The following is a 20,580-nucleotide window of genomic DNA, read 5'->3' on the forward strand; positions in this document are numbered from 1 at the left end:
ACTACCTTCTTAACGTTTAGACTTGATATATCGAGGCAATTGTAGCAGAGCATGAATGAAAGCTTTTGCTTTGGCAACCTTAAGTTCTTTTGTTTCAGATGTAAGCAGGACTGACTTACCAACATGCAAAATATATTTTATCCACTGTTTTAAATAGATTTGCGTAGAAAAATGTTTAAATATAAATAATAAACGATTACGGTAAACGTGATACACAAAAAATGGAGACCATTCTTTACTACTTCCTGTATGTATATGCCGGACAATGGAATCCGGAATATAAACGATCGTTTTCCCTTTTTCTCTGATTTTATAAGATAAGTCGGTATCTTCATAATACATAAAAAAGTATTCGTCAAAACCTTGTACATCATCAAAATCTGTTTTTAACATCATCATTGCAGCACCGCAAGCATTATTAATAAGAGTACGTTCAGAAAATTGTCCCTGGTCTTCTTGACAAAAACCGATATCATAGCCGTTATAGTTTTCATCGATACCGGATCCTGCATTTTGAACTAGCGTTCTTTTTAAGGTCTGAATAGTATTCTTGTTAAAAATAAATGTACTCCCTAGTTCTTCTGAAACTTCTTTTTCAACATCACCGATAACTAAACGATCATTCTCTGTGTGCTGAATTACATCAAATACAACAGTCTGCCCTTGTTCTAAATCGATAACCGGAATATAAAAAACCGTATGTCCAAAACAAACGAGCCGATCCTTCTCATAAAGAAGATTTGTGCAAAATTTAGGATCTACCCGATATGGTTCTCCGTTAATTGTAATATTAGTTGAAAGCATGAGTTTATCGGTTGTTTTGACTTGGACCTTCAAATAATCATAAAAGAAAACAAGTTTTGAGGAGACGATCCCTGCTCCGGAAGTTTTAATCCCGTGATACAGATTATAAAGCCAGTCCGGTTCAACTCTTGTATCATTGTTTAAAAATACGATATATTCTCCGTTAGCGTGCTTAACCCCGTAATTATTTCCGCCGGCAAAGCCCAAATTTTGACCCGGATTTAAAATTTTTAAGTTTTTGATTCTTGCTTCATAGTTATTTTTCAAATATGTAATCGAATCATCAATAGAATTGTTATCAACAACTATAATTTCATAGGAGATATCGGACGCCTTCAAAGTCAAAAACGAATCAAAAAGGTCTTTAAAGTACTTTTTTCCATTATAATTGACGATAATAATCGAAACATCAAAATGAGATACCATCAAAAATCTCCTTATTTTTTTGGTAAAATTTCTCGATCGAGAAATGGTCCGCTCTTTTATAACAATTTTTCGAAACGATCTCCCATTGTTTATTATTTTCCATCAATTCAAGAGTCAGTTCTAATAATTGTTGTTCATCATCCCACAGATAGCCATTAACCTCATTTTCCACAATTTCCGGTTGCCCCCCCTTATTAATAACGACCGGAACAACACCATAACTCATTGCTTCTACTGTCGTGATCCCAAAATGCTCCATTTTCTCTGGGAATTCAGCGTCGTTTTCCATATAGCCGGTTGCATGCCAAAAGATTTTTGCTTCCCTATATAAGGACTCAAGCTCTTCCAGGGAACAATTAAGATGAAGATAAATAGGATAGCCCTTTATTTTTTCTTGGATGCCCTGAATATATTTTAAATCCTCCTCCATGGAAGAAACGGCTCCGACCAAATGGTATTCCCACCCCTTAAACCGTTCAATGTTACGAATGAAAAAATCAATCATCCAATCCTGCTTTTTATTATGTGCTCCAACAAAAAAACGACCTACAGATAAAAGGATATCCTTTCTTTCCTCATTAACGGAGGCTCTTTTCTCCAGTAGCTCTTCTGAAAAAACCGGAGGATAAACGATCCGATTTTTCTTGCCGGTTTTCCATATGTATTCAAGCCAATGGTTGGTGAATAACGAATTCGATAGATAGTAGTCGTAACTTCTTCTAAACTGGAAATCCAAAAAACGCCATACCGCTCTAGTTGCTAACGAACCGCTATGAAACGACCGCTGAGGCGGAAACATGCAAGAATAAATATTTCTCTTTGCCCTTCCAATATGTTTGCTAAGATACATAAAGTTTATAAATAGATCATAGCCGGATGATAACTTCTCAATCCGTTTTTTATTTTGATAATGCTCCATCAAACTTCCCGGCTTAGGCAGATCCAACTTTTTTAACTTTGTATGACAGAGTTTAATGCCAAATCTGTCGCTAAAGGTTTCAATGGTCGGATAATCGTCTGCATTAATGTCTATATTGTTGTAGTTATGAACCAAAATATCAATTTCAACCGAATCATAATTGTTTTCAATGAATTTGCACAAATAACCCATATGCTTTTCCCCGCCCCCTAAAGTAGGGAAATACGGGTTTAACACAAGAACTTTCATCTACCCAGTCACCTTTCTCTATCTATAAGCTGTTTCTTTAACGCATCCAGTTCATAACTTTTAGCGTGATGCATTGACTCCAGACGATTTATTTCGTCCGTTTTGCTTTGAAGTTCTTGTTTAGTTTGTTCAATATATTGATGATGTTTCTTTTTTAAGTATTCCCATTCCACTGTCAGCGCTTTTAAAATTTCTTCTAACCCTTGATTGTCTATATGACATTGATGATGAATTTTTTTTAGATCCTCGTGATCAAATCTAAGGTTTTGATATTCCTCTTGAAGCAATTGATAGTTTTGAAGTTCATTTAGTATTTCTTGTTTTTCTTCATTTGAAGCCTCAATCTTCTGACGATTAACTTCCAACTCATACATTAGACTTGAAATTTTCGCTTTTAACTCCTCAATATGACCTTTTAGGCCCGGATACTTTAAATATACAACTTTCCCTTTACTAAACGGAGTTTGATGTTGGTTGCTTACTTGTTTTAACAACACATTAAATTTGGTAATATTATGCGAGAACCTATCCATAATCTCGATTTTTTGAACTTGTTCTTTAATGACATGTTTAAATTCTTTAATCACTAAATCATTTTGGAGAATTGTTTTCTCAGCCTTTTTAAGCTCATCCTTAAGCTGCTCTTTTGCGCTTACGTTTGCATCTAACTTTAACTTCAACCTATTGTTATCATATTCAAAGGCCAGCTTATCTTTTTTCAATTGTTCAATAACCATTTGGGAAGCTTCGCATTCTTTCTTCAATTGCTCGAGTTGAACATTTTTATGATTGATTTCATTTATCAATTCATCAAGGGTCTTTTGGTTCTTCCTATATTGCGGAGCAATTGAAAAAGCTTTTGTTTTACCCATTACATAAGCTTGAAAAGCCTCTTCCATTTCATTAAATAATTGAATATCCTCTTCATTAATATTATACTTCGGATAAATTTCTTCTATCTTTAAGAAACCTGTTGTATAGTCCCGGTATTTCCAGAAAAAAAGGTGTAAAGAGCGATATAAAAGATATTGTATCGGAACTGCCTGTTGAAAAACCCATTCATAGTCGATTACAGTATGATCACCGGCCTGATTTATAATTACATTCTCAAAGGTCAGGTCAACGTTGCTTACATCTAAACATTCATAGGGGCGCTTAATTTCCATGTTCAAATCGGATAAATAGTCTTTATGCTCAGGAAATCTTTTTGCTGATACCCCTAAACTGCGCAAAAAATTATAAAATCGCTCCAAATGGGATAAAAAAAGCGACTGGTCTCTGTTAAAAACCGCCTCAAACATCAGGCTATCGAATGAATTCCCTTCAATAAAAGGGAATTGGATTTCCGTCCCTAGCATCGTGGATGGTACAATTGAACAATTGAAGTAACTTCTTTTCAATGTTTTATAGCTTTCACTCATAGCCTGAATATGATGTACCGCTTCTTCTGTTAGAGGTTTTTTTACGACTTTTTTTGTATTTCCTTCTTTATAAATGGCTGTGCTGATTTGAAATTGAGGTAAACGGTCACGATTAAATTTAACAAAAAGCAGTCTCACTCTGCTTCCCCCTTTTTGCAAAAGACAAGAAACGAGTTGGCAAAAAAGCCAAACTGCCCGGTTTCTGTGATCCCTTTCGCCGTCCGTTCTTCGTTAAAAAGTAAGAACCGATCTTGATCGTAGCTATCGGTGTTTGGAGCAAAGCTTCCCGGAGACGGGGAAAAATCATCCGTATAGATTGCCACCGGCATTTTATAATCTGGCATCGGATAATAGAATTCAATGTCTTTAAACCCGGTCTCGGTTAACAAGTTTCGAAGTTCATGATTCGAAAAAGTCGCCACTCCGAGATCTTGTTCATGAGAACGGTAATTCTCTAAACTGTCAAAAATCCGTCCCGTATGATCCTCTCTCGCTCCTGCCCAATATTTAAGCCCATATTTATTTTCAATGGCAATAATCAACGTTCCATCATCTTCAATAAATTCTTTTATTTTCAATAAAAATTGATGAAAAGGAGAAGATGAAGTTGTAAATTTCCCTGCATATTCCAATACACCAATAAGAGTTACATAATCAAATTGCTGTTGAAGCTGAATGTCATTCAAATTCCCTACAACTACTTCTAGATTTTTTTGGTTACGATGACGATTCCCAATTATTTCAGCTCTGCGTTTAGAAAGCTCGACTGCAATGACTTGCTGTGTTTTTTCACAAAGAAGACCCGTCAGCGCTCCGCAGCCTGCTCCAATTTCCAGCACACGTCCATTCGGGTCAAAGGAATACCAATCCAGCAAGTTTAATCTTTGAGAGGACAAGTGATAAAGCACTGGCCATCGCGAATCCTGCGCTAAAACTTTTGCAATTTCCAGCGGGTTGTTAGCCGTAGTTTTGACCAATTGAAGAATTTCATCTTCAATATCACCATCATTGTATGAATCTTCGCCTGTATAGAATTGCAGGTTCATTTTTACGTTTCCGATTATATCAGTCATCGAATAAGGCCTCTTTATTCTAGTTTTTAACGATATGAATCGTTGAGTCGATATCGTAAACGCCAACAATTTTTTTGAACATCGTTGTCTCAAATGCAATCACATCATATAGTCGATGGTACACGACCAAATCTTCATTTGTGCCTGTAAAACCGGTACAGCCTAAGGACAACGTATAATATCCGCTTTGTAGATTTACTTTTTGCGAGAATGTTACCGTTAATGAATCCCCTGCCTTAAACGAGCCTGTATCCAGATTTTGAAACCAAGTATTTGTTCCCGACAGTTCATTCCCCTTCAAGTCTTTAATCGTAAACGCGAATATAGGATCTTGAACGAGCTCATTAAAACGTACTTTCATTTTAATATAAATCAATTCATCACTAATGATTTTTGAAATGAGCTGATTATTTTCATCAAAGATCCCATAATCGACAATTTCCACTTCTTTATTTCCGTATTCAAGCCTTGCCTGATTTTCTTGATAAAAAACTCTCCACTCGCCTTCTTCCGAAGGGGAGTAGGATTTGTTGATTTTAAAATCCTCGCTTACATCGTAAAGATTCACCAAAATTTTTTTATAGAGATCGACCATTTCCTTGGGGGTTCCTTCGGCCACTTTGCGTCCATCGTTTATGACAACGGCATGTGTGCAGTACCGAAGAACCGTTTCCAAGGAATGTGTGACAAAAAGGATTGTTTTTCCCTTTTCTTTAAATTCATTGAACTTCCTAAAGCACTTTGTCTGGAATGCAACGTCACCAACAGACAGTGCTTCATCAACAATCAATATATCCGGTTCTACATTGATCGCTACAGCAAAGGCAAGACGGGCAAACATCCCGCTTGAGTAAGTTTTTACAGGCCGGTGGATAAAATCGCCGATATCAGCAAACTGCAATATCGCGGGAATCTTTTCGGTTATTTCTTCCTTCGTGAATCCCATAAACATACCGTTAAGATATATGTTTTCAATACCGCTGTATTCCGGGTTAAATCCCGCTCCTAATTCCAATAATGCCGCGATTTTACCGTTTACTTTGATCGTTCCGCTTGTAGGCTTCAAAACGCCGGTAATCATCTTCAGCAAAGTCGATTTTCCTGCTCCGTTTTTACCCAGTATCCCGACCGTTTCTCCCTCTGGTATCATAAGGTCTAATTCTGAAGTAGCATTAAAATCGGTATGATATTTTTTACCTAAAGGATTTATCGACTCCTTAAGTCGATCAGCAGGTTTAGGATATAATTTATAAATCTTGGATAATTGCTTTACTTCTATCGCATATTTCTTCATTAAATTTTCCCCTTCTTACAGTACATCCGCAAAATGAGGACGCAATCTTTTAAAAACGATAACCCCAATACCAAATGCAACCAGTGTAAAGCTCCAATAATAAAGCGTCAGATTTGGAAATTCCCAGAACCATCGCTTATATATAAATGTATTTCGGTAACCTTCTACAATATAATATACAGGATTTAGTTTAATCCAGTTCTTATATTTGTCGGGCAAAATCGATAAAGACCAAAAAATTGGCGTAAGCCAAAATATTAATTGAACTGTCATTCCGACAAATTGTCCAACGTCTTTCAAAAAAACAACTACGGAGGAAGTAATCCAACCAATTGCCACGACTAAACAAACGGAGCATATTACATAATAAATAATTTGCAATGTATATAAATCGGGAAAATGTTTATAAACGGAAAACATGATTATTAAGAAACATATGAAAAACAGATGAATAAATAAAGAAGATACTACTTTCACAACCGGAAGAAGAGAGACTCGAAATACAACCTTCTTTACTAGGTAGCTGCTTTCTACAATTGAGTTAGTCGTGTTCAAAAAGCAATCTGAAATAAAAAACCATGGGACCATTGCAGCCATCAACCACAAAATGAAAGGGAAGTTATCAACAGGCGCTGATTTGAAGCCTACTTGAAAAACAAACCAGAAAATTAAGACTTGAACTGTTGGCTGTACAAAAGCCCATGCAAAGCCCAAAAATGACCCTAAATAGCGGGTTTGCACATCTTTAATTGCTAAATTGGAAATAAATATCAATTCACGAAATAATGGCTTTAATTTGAATTCCACTTAACTCGATCCTCCACTCAGATGCTTCAGAACTGATCTTACTCGAAACAATATTACCAAAAATTCAGTTGGGATGCACATACTTCTAAAATATAAATCAAAACTTGACGATAAAAGTGTGACAAAGTAGTCTTGCCTCCTTTCTTACTTATCCAATTTATAGTATCATTGAGCTAGCCGTGTCTTTTTTATCGTAAGTCATGAAGTAATTCTCACTGCACTTTTGTCAAATACAAATAATGACGAATGGCTTTATTGACATTTTCAGGAGGAAATATCTATGGAATTAAGTATAATCATTCCAAGTTTTAATGAACGTGAGAATGTTAAAATTATCTCTGGTCGAATAATTGAATCTCTAAAAAATCAGGATTGTGCTTATGAAATCTTATTTGTAGATGACAGCAAGGATGATACGCCTATCATTCTTGAACAGTTGTCTAAAGAACACTCACAAGTTAGATATATACACCGGGAAAATGGTAGGGGGTTAGGGACGGCTGTTGTCGAAGGTTTTAACAAATCAATTGGAAAGAAAATTATAGTTATGGATTCTGATCTCCAACATCCCCCTGAACTTATACCTTTGATTTTTCAACGATTAAAAGAAGGTACTGATTTGATAATCCCCAGCAGGTTTGTTCCAGGAGGATCCGACGGAGGCTTAAATACTTTTCGCAAGTTTGTATCTTGGACAGCTCGGACAATCGGTCGCATCTCTTTGAAAAGAATGCGGAACATTACTGATTGCACAGGGGGTTATTTTGGGTTAAATCGTAGTATATTACACAATGCTCAACTCGATCCTATTGGATGGAAGATTTTAATGGAAATATTAGTTAAATGTGAATACAAAACCGTTCATGAAATTCCTTATTCATTTGTCTCCCGTCATGCAGGGGAATCTAAGATGAGCATGAAAGAACAATGGAATTATTTAAAACATATTGCGAAGCTAATATGGAATAGCGATGAAGATAGAAGGTTCTATTTATTTTGTGCAATAGGCGCTTTGGGTGTTGGCGTGAATTTAATTAGCTTATATATTTTGGTTAACTTTCTTGGTTTGGGAGACTTGCGTTCTTCGATTATCGCTTCTTTTATTGCTATGGTAAACAACTACCTGTGGAATGATAACCTTACTTGGAAAAAATATAAGAAAAAGTCTTTGAAAAGACGATTCTTCCAATTCCCGAAATTTTTAATTGTAAGTGTGGTTGGTATAGGTATAACCGCTTTATTAGCCCAAACTGCATCTTGGTTAGATCTCAATATTTTCTTTGGTCAATTTGCAGGTATCGTAGCAGCTACACTTTGGAACTTCAAAGCTAACAGTCTGTGGACTTGGTCTAACAAAGACACAAATGAATCTCGAGAAAAGACAAAAGTAATCGTTAGTCAAGAGCCTGTACAACTTTCGAAACAAGCTGTTTAACGTATAAATTTAAATTATCAAGGAGAAAAAAATGAACTTGTCTTTTATTAAGAAGGGTTATGTGATTTCATTACTTTTCTATTTAACTGTAGCATTAATATATTTAGGCGATGTTGCTTTTCACCCGTTAACTAAACATATTGGAGGAAATGGAGATCCTGAACAATTCATGTGGTACCTGGGATGGTTCTGGCATTCCATTTTAAATGGTCAAAGTCCTTTTACGACAACTTATCTTAACTATCCAAGCGGACTAAATTTAATGGCTAATACTTCTTTACTTGCTGAAGGTTTATTGTTTGGTCCATTAATTTATCTAACTAGTACATATTTTGTTTACAATTTGATATTTTTTCTTAATTTAATGATTTCTGCCTTGTTATTTGAATCGATTCTCCGAATGCTAGGTATTCGCAAATGGCTTTCTATTTTTGGTGGCGTCTTAGTCTCCATGATGCCCTATACGACCGCTCACTTGTCTGGTCATATTAATCTAACATCAACAGTTGTCGTCTTTGCTATTATCCATATGATTATTTCAGCAGCAGTAAAAGGTGTAAAAAAGCCCTATCTGTACAGTGTCCTTTTTGGTCTGCTGCTTGCCTTTCAGTTTTATACTTCCAGTGAAATATTTGCGACAGCTTTTTTATCGTTTGCCATCGTGTTTGTTCTTTTTTTACTATTTTATCGTACGGCTTTATTTCAGTTTTTAAAGCTATTTTCATGGAAATGCTATATTATTTTAGTAGTTTCTTTCGTCATTTTAGTTTCACCTGGCTTGTACTATCTCTTCTTTGGCCCTTACTTTAATATTTCTGGGCAAGTGTACCAGCTAAAGAACGTTTATGTGAATGATTTACTGAATTTTATTTTACCTACACCTGTTCATGAGCTTACAGGAAACACCGTTAATCAAGTCACGGCTTTCTTCACAGGGAATTTTGCAGAGAGCAATGGATATTTAGGAATTCCGCTAATTATTTTAATAATATTTTTTGTGCAGCATCAATGGAATAACCAAATAATAAAAATATTATCGGTATTTTTCTTTATTATTAGTATTTTATCAATGGGATCTTATTTGCATATTCTCGGCTTAACATCAACGAAGATTGTTCTCCCATGGATGATTTTTGAGCATCTGCCTTTGATTGAACACGCCCTCCCGTCACGGCTTATGTTGTATGGAGATATTGCTGCTCTATTAATTATTTTAATAGGGTTTGAAAAAGTACTAAAGAAAAAAAAACGCGCCAAGCTTTACTCCGCCGTTCCTTTTGTTCTTTTAGGAATTGTCGCTGCTACATGGTTTCCCTCAGTACCGTTTATGTCTACTTCACAGCCAGCAATTTTAAAGGATATTTCAGCTGGAACGGAGATTTATAACGAACTAAAGGATCGTCCTACTGCAATATACACTGACCATTTTCCAACTGTAATGCATTTACTGGCTGAGACGGGTTATTATTTCCCGACTTCTGACGTCTATGGTTTTACTAAAAAAGATTCGGCATTAGATGCTTACAGGGATTCCTTAAATTACTTTTCAAATGACCCTAACAAAATTTCAGCAGAGTTTATCTCAAGTTTAATTGGAAGAATGAAGGTAGAAAAAATTTTATATATTCCTATTAAAACTCAGATGTCTAACGATTTTTTGAATAATCTTAATTCGCTGCTAGGAAAACCAATAGAAGGCCCGAATGGCGCTGTTTTATGGAATGTACCTTCAGATTTAGCGAATGTTTCATTCGAAGGAGATATTTATAATATTGAAAAAATTCTTGGCAAAGGCCCAGATAATAGACATTGGGCAGGAAAACAATGGAGTATACGTGCAAAGAATAAAAACATCTCGGTTACTTTAACTGCACCTCCTGCTTCTGACATGCCTAATGGTGTCTCCATTAATATTCAGTCCGATAATAGTTCTGATTTTAAAACTATTCATCTTAATCCAAATGAAACCGTTGAAATAACGATTGTTAATGAATCTATCAAGTTTGAGGCACAGGAAATTTTTGTTCCTAACAACACAAGTCATAACGGAGATACTAGGGAGTTAAGTGTCATGGTAAATATTAATTAGACTACACCGTATCAATTTAGATCAGATTTAACATCCCTTAAAAGCTAAAATTAATGGCAGGAGGTGCGATAAGCTTTAAAACAGCTAGCATCTACTGCTCTCTATTTTTAGTAAAATTTATCCATCTGCTATATAAATTACGTATCTCAATTTGACAATTATCATTTATAGACTTTAAATGAAGTACAACCAAGCTAAACTAGGGTTTATTATTTTATTATTAGATAGTCAAGTACTTCAAACTAATATTATAATATTTTATAAAATCCTAGCAGGATAAATAATGGGTTAAGGAGTTTACCATGAATCGACAACCTTCACCACCCAGGTATCAAAAAAAGGTAGAATCTGACGTCTCTCTCATCAAATGGGCGGGCATCATAATGGCTGCCATCTTCTTTCTTGCCTTTCCGTTTCAAACCGCGCTGTTTAACGGGTTCGACTTCTCCTTTGAAAAGAAAATTACGGGCGCGATGCTGTACGGCTTCTTCTTTTTCATTGTGATGTCGTTGCATATCTTCAAGGTTTGGCGGGAAAATAATTGGCAGGCCGTCCTTTCCGTCTCCGTCTGGCTGCTGCCGATCTTTTACTTCATATCGTCTTTCAACGCCGTGTCCGTTAATGACGCTCAAATCTTGACTGTCATCAGCTTCGGCCTCGCGGGATTTTTTGTTTTTGGCGTCTATTTCAATGATACTCCTTCCTCCAGAAAAACGCTCGAGGGAATTCTTGTACTTTCCGGCTACATATTGGTCATTTTCGGTTTGATCAATCTGTTCGGCCAAATCTACACCCCCGACGCACTCTGGTTTACGATGGGCAATTACCGGTTGACGTCTGTGTTTCAGTATCCGAATACATATGCTGCAGTTTTAATTGCCGTTCTCCTGGTGGCTCTTTACTATACCGCTCACGCGGTCCGCTATCCGTGGCGGTTTATTCACGCTTTTATGCTCGTTCCGGTTCTTGTGTCCTTTATGCTGACTTTTTCACGAGCCGCGATCGTAATCGTTCCGGTCGTCATTCTTATATTGCTTCCGTTCTTTAAGCTGGCCAAACAGCTATCCTATCTGGTTTACCTTATGCTCTCGACTCTGGTTACTTTTATCATTTTGAATCAAATGGAATCCATCTCAACGACCATCGCCCAGCAGGTGCAGCCGGTTGAAGGAGTAAAAGCCGCACAGTCAATATCGCTCTGGAGCGCGCTGCCGCTGAAAGGATGGGGCGTGCTTCTGGCAGCATCGCTCGTAACGGCGCTCCTGTCGTTAGCTGTAGCGAAGTGGATCGAGCCGTGGCTAGAGCGTAAGCTTCAAAAAGTCAGTGCAATGAAAAGCTCCGCTTTTCTTGCTCCTGCGGCTCTGCTTATTATTGTTATTGTTGGAGCTGCAATTGTCCTTTCGAGCAGTGCTGTCCGCGGACTGCTGCCTGCCAATATTGCCGATCGGCTGGAGAATCTTAATTTTAGGCAGCACAGTGTTCTGGAACGGGAAACCTTTTACCGGAACGGGTTGAAAATCGCCGCCGATCACCCGCTCGTCGGTGCCGGGGGCGGAGCCTGGAAGGCGCTCTACCAGCAGTATCAAACAAATCCGTATACAAGTAATCAGGCCCATAGTTATCCGATTCAAATGCTTGTGGAAGTGGGCTGGCTTGGCCTGCTTGTGCATGCCGCATTCTTCGCTGCCGTTTTCTTCTTCTACATCCGCAGCTACTTCCGGTATCCAGAAAAAAGAGGCAGCCATATTATCTTTTTTATTTTTTCGATATCGATCCTGCTTCACAGTTTCATCGATTTTGATATGAGTTATATAAGTATATCTTCGCTTGTGTTTTTTTGTCTTGGCTGCATGATCGGCGTCTACGGTCGGGAATTGAAGATCGAAGGTCTTCAGTTCAAACGAAATGCTCTGAGACTGATTTTTCCTTCGGCTCTGACGCTTCTCTCCATCCTCATGATGGTGGTCAGCTACCGGCAATATGCCTCGCATGTGCAATTTGACAAGGCGCTTGCTTACGCTGCGGAAAAGAGACCGCTTCAGGAGCTGCTCGTTCCACTGGAGAAAGCGATCTCGTTTGCGCCGGCGAATCCTCATTATTCGCTTGTAGAAGCCGATTGGATGTCGCAGGCTTTCGCACAGACGGGGAATGCCGCCTATCTGGACAATGGAAAAAAAATCTTGGACAAAGCGAAACTTATGTCCCCCTATGAGCGTCAAATAATATTAGCAGAGTACAGATATTACAAGGACACCCAGAATTACGAAAATGCGATAGCTTCGCTAGAAGAAGGCATCTCTAAATTCCCTTGGGACATTGATTTCTATGAAACAACGATTCAGGAATATTATGATGCCGGCAATCGCGAGAAACCGAGTAATCCGGACCAATCTGCTGCCAAATGGAACCGTGCGACCGAGTTGTACAACATCATCGTGGAGCGGACGGAACAACTGAAGGCCTTGCCGCCCGAGCAGCTTCAAGGACGGCGCTTTGATGTGTCACCCGCTGTTCGTCTTATTATCGCCCAAATTCAATATGCCAACAAAGATTTTTCGTCGGCGATTGAAACGTTAAATCCGGCAATCAGCGACAATCTTCAAGAACAAAGCAATAGAGTCATTGTTCGCTATTACCTCGCCGCTTTGCATGCAACCGGAAAAAATGATGAAGATCTACAAACCAAGTTGATCGCCGCCGATATACAAGAGAAGGGGCTTCTTGAAGCGTTGGAAAAAGAGAATTAGATTATTTTAATTTACCAATTTTTGTTCTTCTATTCTGTGAGAAAGTAGGATATAATTCCTTCTGGTCTCTATCTTTTTTCTTCTATTTTTACCTTTCCTTTGAAAACGATGGAATTTATATACAACTTGAAAGGAGGTGAAAATATAATGAAAAAGCTTGTAACGAAAAAAACAGCTGCAGTCCTCGTCTTCATGATGCTGGTTTCTGCCTTGTCTCCGATTTTGGCCTTTGCTGCTACCGGCTTTTCGGATCTGTCCTACAATTCAGCTTCGGGTACGGTAACAGGTAAAGTATACATTACGGGCGACACCTATGTGAACAAAGATGTATATCTTGATTCGCAAGGACGGGTCGTAATCAGCGTTTATGATGACGCGGGTAAAGTAGTCAACACGGTTTATGCTACATATGATCAAGCCGGTTACTACAACTTCACGGGAACCGTTACTTCGTCGACGTATTTGACACTCAAATACTTCTACAAAAACGGAACACCGGTAACTCAAGCTGTATACAACAGCTCCTCCCCGATTTTCATCGGTGGTGGCGGTGTCGTTACCCCTGGAACAGTCGTCAACCCTGACGGCTCGATCAACGGTGACGCGCTGAAAGCACTTCTGACGGCTGACAAAAACGCTCGTGTTGAAGTGAAAACAGATGTTGTTAACCTGCCTGCGAGCGCATTGACTGCAGGTGAGACGCTGACGCTTTACAAAGCGGACGGTACGTCTTACACGCTTCCTCTGAAAGCGCTGAAGCTTGAAGATCTGGCGAAAAGCCTCGGAGTTTCTCTGAACGATCTCATCATTCGCGTAGAATTGACGAAGCTGTCCGGTGCGGCTGAAAAAGCTGTAGCGGATGCGGTTTATGCAATCGGCGCTACTCCAGTGGCTGGAGCATTCGACTTCAAAGTCACTGCAGTTGGCGGCGGTAAAGAGCTTCCGATCGAGAAATTCGGGCAACTGGTTTCCCGTACGTTCGCTCTGAACCCTGGTGCTGTTGCGGCTACTGTAACGGGCGTTGTGTACAATCCGGTGACGAAAGAGTTGACATTCGTGCCTTCCACTTTCGCAACGGTTGACGGCAAAACGATCGCTACACTGAAACGCGACGGTAACTCCATCTACACGGTCATTCAAGCGCCTTCCGTGAAATTCACGGATTTGCTCGTCCACTGGGCGAAAGCTGATGTGACCGCTCTGTCCGAGAAGTTGATCGTTGAAGGAACGGGCAAAAACTTGTTCGAACCGAAACGCAACATCACTCGTGCAGAATTCGCGGCTCTGATCGTTCGCTCGCTTGGTATCGAAGCAACCGGTACTTCGGAATTCAAAGACGTTGCATCCGGCAAATGGTACTCCGGTGCTGTAGCCGCTGCTGCTGAAGCAGGCATCGTCAATGGTTACGAAGACGGTTCTTTCAAACCGAACGCGAACATCAGCCGTAAAGAGCTGGCAGCCATGGTCGTACGCGCCCTGGAATATGCCGGTGTGGAAAGCAAGCTGACGGATGCGGAAGCTTCCGCTGCGCTCGCTAACTTTACCGACACTGCTACTCTTGGTTGGGCAAAAGGTGAAGTAGCCGCTGCTGTGAAAGCTGGTGTTGTTCAAGGTCAAACTGCAACGAAAGTTGCCGGCAACCTGAGCGCAAACCGTGCTGAAGCTGCAACGATGGTTTACCGTTTCCTGACAAAAGCTGATCTCATCGATTAATCCTACTTATATCAGCAGAGAAAGCGACCTTCGGGTCGCTTTTTTTTTTGTCTTTAGCATTTTGCTTTTATCCTTTAGCCTTTTGCTTTTATCCTTTAGCCTTTTGCTTTTATCCTTTAGCCGTTTGCTTTTATCCTTTAATAGAGTGACGAAACGATGGGCATCGGAGGAGAGAGGAGATAGTGACAAAAGGCGCCCCTTGCGTTTATCTTTTGCAATGATCAAAAACAAAGCTCCGACGTAGCGGCTTTAACCGTTTGGCGTCGGAGTTTTGAATTAAGGCTCGGTCTTAATACGATTTTGGTGTAATACTTTAATTCGTCCGTCTAACGCGATTCTACAATTACCCCTTTGCCGGATCAAAGGAGCTTTTCAGCGACACAATCCGATTGAAGACCAGCTTGTCGTCCGCGGAAAGCTTCGGGTCGACGTTGAAGTAGCCGTGGCGGAAAAATTGGAACTTCTCCTGGCCTTGCGCACCGGACATATTTCGTTCCACATAGCCGTCCAAAATTTCGAGCGAGCCGGGGTTGATGCACTCCAGGAACGGTTTGCCGGTCTCTTCGGCTTCGCTTGTAATTAACGGTTCGTAGAGACGGAACTCGGCAGGAACGGCTTGCGACGCTTCCACCCAATGCAGCGTTCCTTTTACTTTACGGCCGGTAAAGCCGGAACCGCTCTTCGTTTCCGGGTCGTACGTGCAGCGAAGCTCGATCACATTGCCGCTTGCGTCCTTAATGACTTCCTCGCATTTGATAAAGTAAGCGTGCTTTAAACGTACTTCATTGCCCGGGAACAAGCGGAAATATTTGGCCGGCGGATTTTCCATGAAGTCGTCTTGCTCAATGTAAATCTCCCGCGAAAACGGAATTTGACGCGTCCCCAGCTCTTCGTTCTCGGCGTTGTTTTCCGCTTCCAGCATCTCGACCTGCCCTTCCGGGTAATTGGTAATAACCACTTTAAGCGGACGGATAATGCCCATCGTGCGCAGCGCCTTCAGCTTCAAATCTTCCCGGATAAAATGCTCCAGCATCCGTTCGTCGACAAGGCCGTAACCTTTGGAAACGCCGATTGCACGGCAGAAGGCACGAATCGATTCCGGGGTGTAACCCTTTCGGCGCAAGCCGCTGATGGTAGGCATCCGCGGATCGTCCCAGCCGTCCACCACCTTCTCGTCTACGAGCTGCTTCAGCTTCCGTTTGCTCATGACGGTGTTCGTAAGATTCAAACGGCCGAATTCGTATTGATGCGGTTCGGACTCCATTTCGCATTCGGCGATCGTCCAGTCGTAGAGCGGACGGTGATCTTCGAATTCGAGCGTACAGATCGAATGCGTGACGCCTTCGATGGCATCGCTGAGCGGATGCGCGTAATCGTACATCGGGTAGATGCACCACGCATCGCCGGTACGGTGATGGTGGGCATGGGCAATGCGGTACAACACCGGATCGCGCATGTTGATGTTCGGCGAGCTCATGTCGATTTTTGCCCGCAGCACCCGCTCTCCATCGCGAAACTCCCCAGCCCGCATGCGGCGGAACAGATCGAGATTTTCCTCTACGGAACGGTCCCTGTAGGGGCTGTTTGTACCCGGCTCGGTAAGGGTGCCGCGCAGCTCGCGGATTTGGTCGGCGCTCAAATCGCAAACGTACGCTTTTCCTTTGCGGATCAACAGCTCGGCACGCTCGTACAGCTCTTCGAAATAGTCGGAAGCAAAATGCAGCTCTTCCCACTCGAAGCCGAGCCACTTTACATCGTCTTGGATCGATTCTACATATTCCGTATCTTCTTTCACCGGATTCGTGTCGTCAAAACGGAGATTCGTCCGTCCCCCCACATCGTCCGCCAGCTCAAAGTTCAGGCAAATCGATTTGGCATGACCAATATGAAGATAACCGTTCGGTTCGGGCGGAAAGCGGGTGATGACTTGACGGGTTCGTCCGCTTTTCAGATCCTCGGCCACAATTTGACGAATAAAGTTCGAGGATGATGTGTTGTTTTCCATTGCGACCAACCTTTCCCACGAGGAATGAGTATCCTCTTATTTTACACAAAAACGCTATGAAATATAAGGGGAAGGGTGAATATAACGGCAAGAAGGCTGCTTTTGCTGCGGGCGGCAGGGGATGCGGATTCATACGAGAAAGCGGCCGGAAGGAAAGAGTGTTTCTCTTCTCCTGCGGCCGCCGGCTTAGGCGTACTTTGCAGCGCAGCCTGACGGCTGTCAGTCCACATGCAGATAAGCTTCCATAAAAACGATGCGATCGGGCGGCTGTATACGTACGGGTTCATCTGCAAAACAGCTGCCTGTCTTTATGCGCGTCTTATAGCTGTTTCTCGATATCCGCAGCCATTGCGGCCGGCTCCACTTTCGGTTCGAAACGTTTGACGACATGGCCATCGCGGTCGATGAGAAATTTCGTAAAATTCCATTTAATGTCGTTGTTATCCGGCTCCTCGCCGCCTGTCGCTGCCGTGTCGGCCCCTTGGAAGGGCGCTGCTTCAATTAAATGCTTGAACAGCGGATGGGCATCCGGACCGTTGACATCGGTTTTGGAAAACAAGGGAAACGTCACCCCATAATTCAACTGGCAAAAGCTTTCCACTTCGGCATTGCTGCCCGGCTCCTGCCCTGCAAACTGATTGCTCGGGAAGCCCAAAATTTCGAGCCCCTGCTCATGATATTGTTCGTAGAGCTTTTGCAGTCCTTCGTACTGAGGCGTAAGCCCGCACTTGCTGGCCGTGTTGACGATGACGAGCACCTTGCCCTTGTAATCTGCGAGAGTTTGCTCTTCACCTTTGATCGTTTGCAGAGAAAAGTCGTAAATAGTCACCCTACATTCCTCCTCCGATTAATGGATAACGGTTATCGAACCGTCTTCGCTGACGTTCCGATCCGTTCATTCTGGAGCTTGCGGTACCGCTGCAGCATGGCAAGACGCCACGGGACGAGCATGCCGAACGCGAGCAAAAAAAACACGGATGCCGTCTGGTAAACCGACACATACCGTTCTACGATGTCATGCAGCAGCAGCCGGACGATCAGCAAACCGAGAATAATATAAATGAACGCTTTGGAGCGGCGCAAAAAAATATCGTCTCCGACCCATTCCATTTTGGAAGTCTGAATGAGCGGCAGCGAGAACAGCAGCACTCCGGCGGCAAAGGCGCCCAGCGCCCAGCTCCACGGGATGTGCGTCTCGGGAACGACGAACATCAGAAATCCGGTAGCCATGCCAAGCGGCGGAATGATAATTTTGCGGGCGGTCGTCGGTTTGTTCGTCGCCCTCACACGCAGCATTACGATTGCGAGCCCTGCCAGCAGCGACACGACGATAGACAAAAACTGCGGCACATGGATACTCTCGGGCATCCGGTGTTCACTCCTTTTTTACGATCCGGTTAAAGATAGAACCATGCTTTCTCTTCATCGTACTTGAATTTGGCCCGTTCTGCAAATAATGGGAAGCGTCTGTAACGGGGCACAAAAAAACGCCTACCCTGCTCGTTTGAGCCGGATAGGCATTCGGTCGGTGGACCGATATTGAGACCATTAAAGCGACTGCTGCCGCGCCTTAAGCGATTGTTGATTCGCCATAAGCAATTTTGGCATGACTTATGCCATTATCGGGCGCAATAAACTCGGCGCCTTAAAGCGTTAAGCCCGCTGGACCGCTTTGCTTGCCAAAGCTTTCAGCGTCTCCCGGATAAACGCGGGTTCGTCCTTCGGCGTGCGCGACGTGATGATGTTGCGGTCCACGATAACTTCCTTGTTTTCAAAGACCGCACCTGCATTTTTCAAATCATCCTGCAGCGGCGGATAGCTTGTGAGCGTGTGACCATTTGCCAGTCCTGCGCTGATCAATATTTGCGGGCCATGACAGATGGCTGCAATCGTTTTGCCCTTCTGGTCGATCTGACGGACAAAGTTTTGAATGTCCGGATCAAGCCGCAGCGACTCCGGCGAAGAACCGCCCGGAATGACAACAGCGTCGTAATCGTCCGCTTTTGCGTCTTTTATGGCGAGCTCCGTCGTATATTGCGCCTGCTTTTGCTTGCCTTCCAATTTTTCTCCGGCCTTCAGACCGATAATAACCGTTTCGTGCCCTTCCGACCGGATGGCGTTATACGGTTTTTGCATTTCACTGTCCTCAAACTGCGGTCCCAGCAAAAATGCGATTTTAGCCATATGGATCCACTCCTTTAACGGTTTTTTATGCACGCTCTATTATTACCCTGCCCGCCGGATTAGAATCGCCGACCGCACAATTTTGTTTCTTTTATATGAAAAATCTCTGCCTTCGCCCGGCGAATATGGAAGCCAAGTAGACAAGCAGGAAAAAGATCATCATCACCGCCGCGTACCGGTACATGCCGGCGTAGCCGGCGTAAGACGCGACGATACCGAGCAGCATCGAACCTGCGGCAATGCCGAAGTCGATCGAACTGTAAAAAAGGCTGTTGGCGGAGGCGTGCTTTTCCGGCGGTGTGACACGAAGCATCCATGCCTGAATCGTCGGCTGAATTGCCCCGAAGCCGAGGCCGTACATAAGCGCCGAAACGGTCAGCAGCGCCAAAGTGTCGGAATACGACAGCAGTGCGAGAGCGGCCGCCACAACAGCCGAACCCGGAATAAGAATCGGCGCATGGCCGTAGCGGTCGAATATGCGGCCCGATATCGGGCGGACGATCAATACCGTGACGGAGTTGAACAGAAAAAATAACCCGACCTGCGCCAAATGGACTTCCTTTCCGAACAGAGCGATGAAGCCGAGCAGTCCTCCGTACGTAATCGACAAAAGCGCATTAAGCAGCGCCGGCAAAAGCTGGCGCGTTATACTGCTGTACTCGCTCCCGGAACCGACTGCCGCTGCACGGGCCGCTCCCGTGCCGGCATCTCCGGTATTGCCCGGGATGACCGGCCCACGCCGATCTCCCGGACTAACCTCTGCGGCGGCGGCAATTCTCAGAACGGCCGGATGGGCAGGCTGCGGTGGAATGCTGCGCGTCAGCAGCAGAAGCGGCACGATCAGAATGGTTGAGGCAGCCCCGATAACGGTCAGCAGCCCGAATCCGTACGAGTCGAGCACGTAAAGGCCGATTGTCGGACCGATCGACATGGCCAAGCTTGTGGACAGGCCGAAATATCCGATTCCTTCGCCGAGGCGGCGGGGCGGAATGATCTGCGTCACAAGCGTGGGCATCACGGTGCTGGCCGCCCCGAAGCCGAAGCCAAACAGCACGCGAAGCAGCAGCAGCAAGCCGACCGACGAGGCATAAGGGTACGCGATCGTTGCTCCGGCCGCCAGCATAATGCCGCCAAACAAAATTGTACCGCGCTGCACCTTGCGCATGAGCGCCGCCGCGGCAAACCGCGCTGCGATAGCCGAAGCCGCGAACAGGCTGATCGCGAGACTGACCGTAAAGTCGCCGGGATGAAACGTTTCTTTTACATAACTGGGCAAAGGCGACATCAGCAGCTGCACACAAAAAAACAGCAAAAAATAACAAAGGGTGAGCGTAATAAAAGAAGTCGTCCACAGCTTTATTTGCAGGGGCTGCTCCATCCGCTCCCATTCTTGCTTCCGCTTCCCGTCCAAACC

15 protein-coding genes are annotated in these 20,580 nt (G+C 42.9%); 4 read left to right on the top strand and 11 right to left on the bottom strand.

The features are described 5' to 3' along the window. Positions 1 to 9 precede the first annotated feature (9 nt). The 6 genes from VN24_RS08455 to VN24_RS08480 are packed head-to-tail and all read right to left on the bottom strand — an operon-like array spanning position 10 to position 6,993. Positions 10 to 1,230 (bottom strand): glycosyltransferase family 2 protein, encoded by a 1,221-nt coding sequence (locus VN24_RS08455; RefSeq protein ID WP_045670033.1) that lies wholly within the window; start codon positions 1,228 to 1,230, stop codon positions 10 to 12. Beyond that, positions 1,214 to 2,398 carry a glycosyltransferase family 4 protein gene (locus tag VN24_RS08460; protein ID WP_045670034.1) on the bottom strand — a complete coding sequence of 395 codons (1,185 nt, stop codon included), beginning with the start codon at positions 2,396 to 2,398 and terminating at the stop codon, positions 1,214 to 1,216. Before VN24_RS08460 ends, VN24_RS08455 begins: the two co-directional genes overlap by 17 nt. Positions 2,399 to 2,406: 8 nt before the next feature. Further along, positions 2,407 to 3,957: a coiled-coil domain-containing protein gene (locus tag VN24_RS08465; RefSeq protein ID WP_045670035.1), complete on the bottom strand. Its 1,551-nt coding sequence runs from the start codon at positions 3,955 to 3,957 to the stop codon at positions 2,407 to 2,409. Continuing rightward, positions 3,954 to 4,892 carry a class I SAM-dependent methyltransferase gene (locus tag VN24_RS08470; RefSeq protein ID WP_045670036.1) on the bottom strand — a complete coding sequence of 313 codons (939 nt, stop codon included), beginning with the start codon at positions 4,890 to 4,892 and terminating at the stop codon, positions 3,954 to 3,956. Before VN24_RS08470 ends, VN24_RS08465 begins: the two co-directional genes overlap by 4 nt. A gap of 19 nt (positions 4,893 to 4,911) precedes the next feature. Next, positions 4,912 to 6,186: an ABC transporter ATP-binding protein gene (locus VN24_RS08475; protein ID WP_045670037.1), complete on the bottom strand. Its 1,275-nt coding sequence runs from the start codon at positions 6,184 to 6,186 to the stop codon at positions 4,912 to 4,914. Positions 6,187 to 6,201: 15 nt separating this feature from the next. After that, the gene (locus VN24_RS08480; protein ID WP_045670038.1) at positions 6,202 to 6,993 is read right to left on the bottom strand and encodes an ABC transporter permease; all 792 of its coding nucleotides are present in this window, start codon (positions 6,991 to 6,993) and stop codon (positions 6,202 to 6,204) included. Positions 6,994 to 7,273: 280 nt separating this feature from the next. On the opposite strand from VN24_RS08480, the gene VN24_RS08485 reads away from it, so the two are divergent. The 4 genes from VN24_RS08485 (at position 7,274) to VN24_RS08500 (ending at position 14,977) form a co-directional block, all read left to right on the top strand. After that, positions 7,274 to 8,428 carry a glycosyltransferase gene (locus tag VN24_RS08485; protein ID WP_045670039.1) on the top strand — a complete coding sequence of 385 codons (1,155 nt, stop codon included), beginning with the start codon at positions 7,274 to 7,276 and terminating at the stop codon, positions 8,426 to 8,428. Positions 8,429 to 8,459: 31 nt separating this feature from the next. After that, positions 8,460 to 10,517: a hypothetical protein gene (locus VN24_RS08490; protein WP_045670040.1), complete on the top strand. Its 2,058-nt coding sequence runs from the start codon at positions 8,460 to 8,462 to the stop codon at positions 10,515 to 10,517. 383 nt (positions 10,518 to 10,900) lie between these two features. Continuing rightward, positions 10,901 to 13,264 (top strand): O-antigen ligase family protein, encoded by a 2,364-nt coding sequence (locus tag VN24_RS08495; RefSeq protein ID WP_045670041.1) that lies wholly within the window; start codon positions 10,901 to 10,903, stop codon positions 13,262 to 13,264. A 147-nt stretch (positions 13,265 to 13,411) separates the two neighbouring features. After that, on the top strand, positions 13,412 to 14,977 hold the full coding sequence (locus tag VN24_RS08500) for an S-layer homology domain-containing protein (protein ID WP_045670042.1): 1,566 nt from the start codon (positions 13,412 to 13,414) through the stop codon (positions 14,975 to 14,977). A 343-nt stretch (positions 14,978 to 15,320) separates the two neighbouring features. Here VN24_RS08500 and VN24_RS08510 read toward each other — a convergent pair whose 3' ends face one another. The 5 genes from VN24_RS08510 to VN24_RS08535 form a co-directional block, all read right to left on the bottom strand. Then, positions 15,321 to 16,982: a glutamine--tRNA ligase/YqeY domain fusion protein gene (locus VN24_RS08510; protein WP_045670044.1), complete on the bottom strand. Its 1,662-nt coding sequence runs from the start codon at positions 16,980 to 16,982 to the stop codon at positions 15,321 to 15,323. A gap of 319 nt (positions 16,983 to 17,301) precedes the next feature. Next, positions 17,302 to 17,811, bottom strand: a complete 510-nt coding sequence (locus VN24_RS08520; RefSeq protein WP_045670046.1) for a glutathione peroxidase — start codon at positions 17,809 to 17,811, stop codon at positions 17,302 to 17,304. Positions 17,812 to 17,843: 32 nt separating this feature from the next. Next, positions 17,844 to 18,350: a CcdC family protein gene (locus tag VN24_RS08525; protein WP_045670047.1), complete on the bottom strand. Its 507-nt coding sequence runs from the start codon at positions 18,348 to 18,350 to the stop codon at positions 17,844 to 17,846. Between the two features lie 285 nt (positions 18,351 to 18,635). Further along, the gene (locus VN24_RS08530; protein WP_045670048.1) at positions 18,636 to 19,166 is read right to left on the bottom strand and encodes a type 1 glutamine amidotransferase domain-containing protein; all 531 of its coding nucleotides are present in this window, start codon (positions 19,164 to 19,166) and stop codon (positions 18,636 to 18,638) included. Between the two features lie 91 nt (positions 19,167 to 19,257). Then, complete coding sequence (locus tag VN24_RS08535) at positions 19,258 to 20,577, bottom strand: MFS transporter (protein WP_238590865.1); 1,320 nt, start codon at positions 20,575 to 20,577, stop codon at positions 19,258 to 19,260. Positions 20,578 to 20,580: the final 3 nt, after the last annotated feature.

The organism is Paenibacillus beijingensis (assembly GCF_000961095.1).
In the GTDB taxonomy this organism is placed as follows: Bacteria; Bacillota; Bacilli; order Paenibacillales; family Paenibacillaceae; genus Paenibacillus_O; species Paenibacillus_O beijingensis.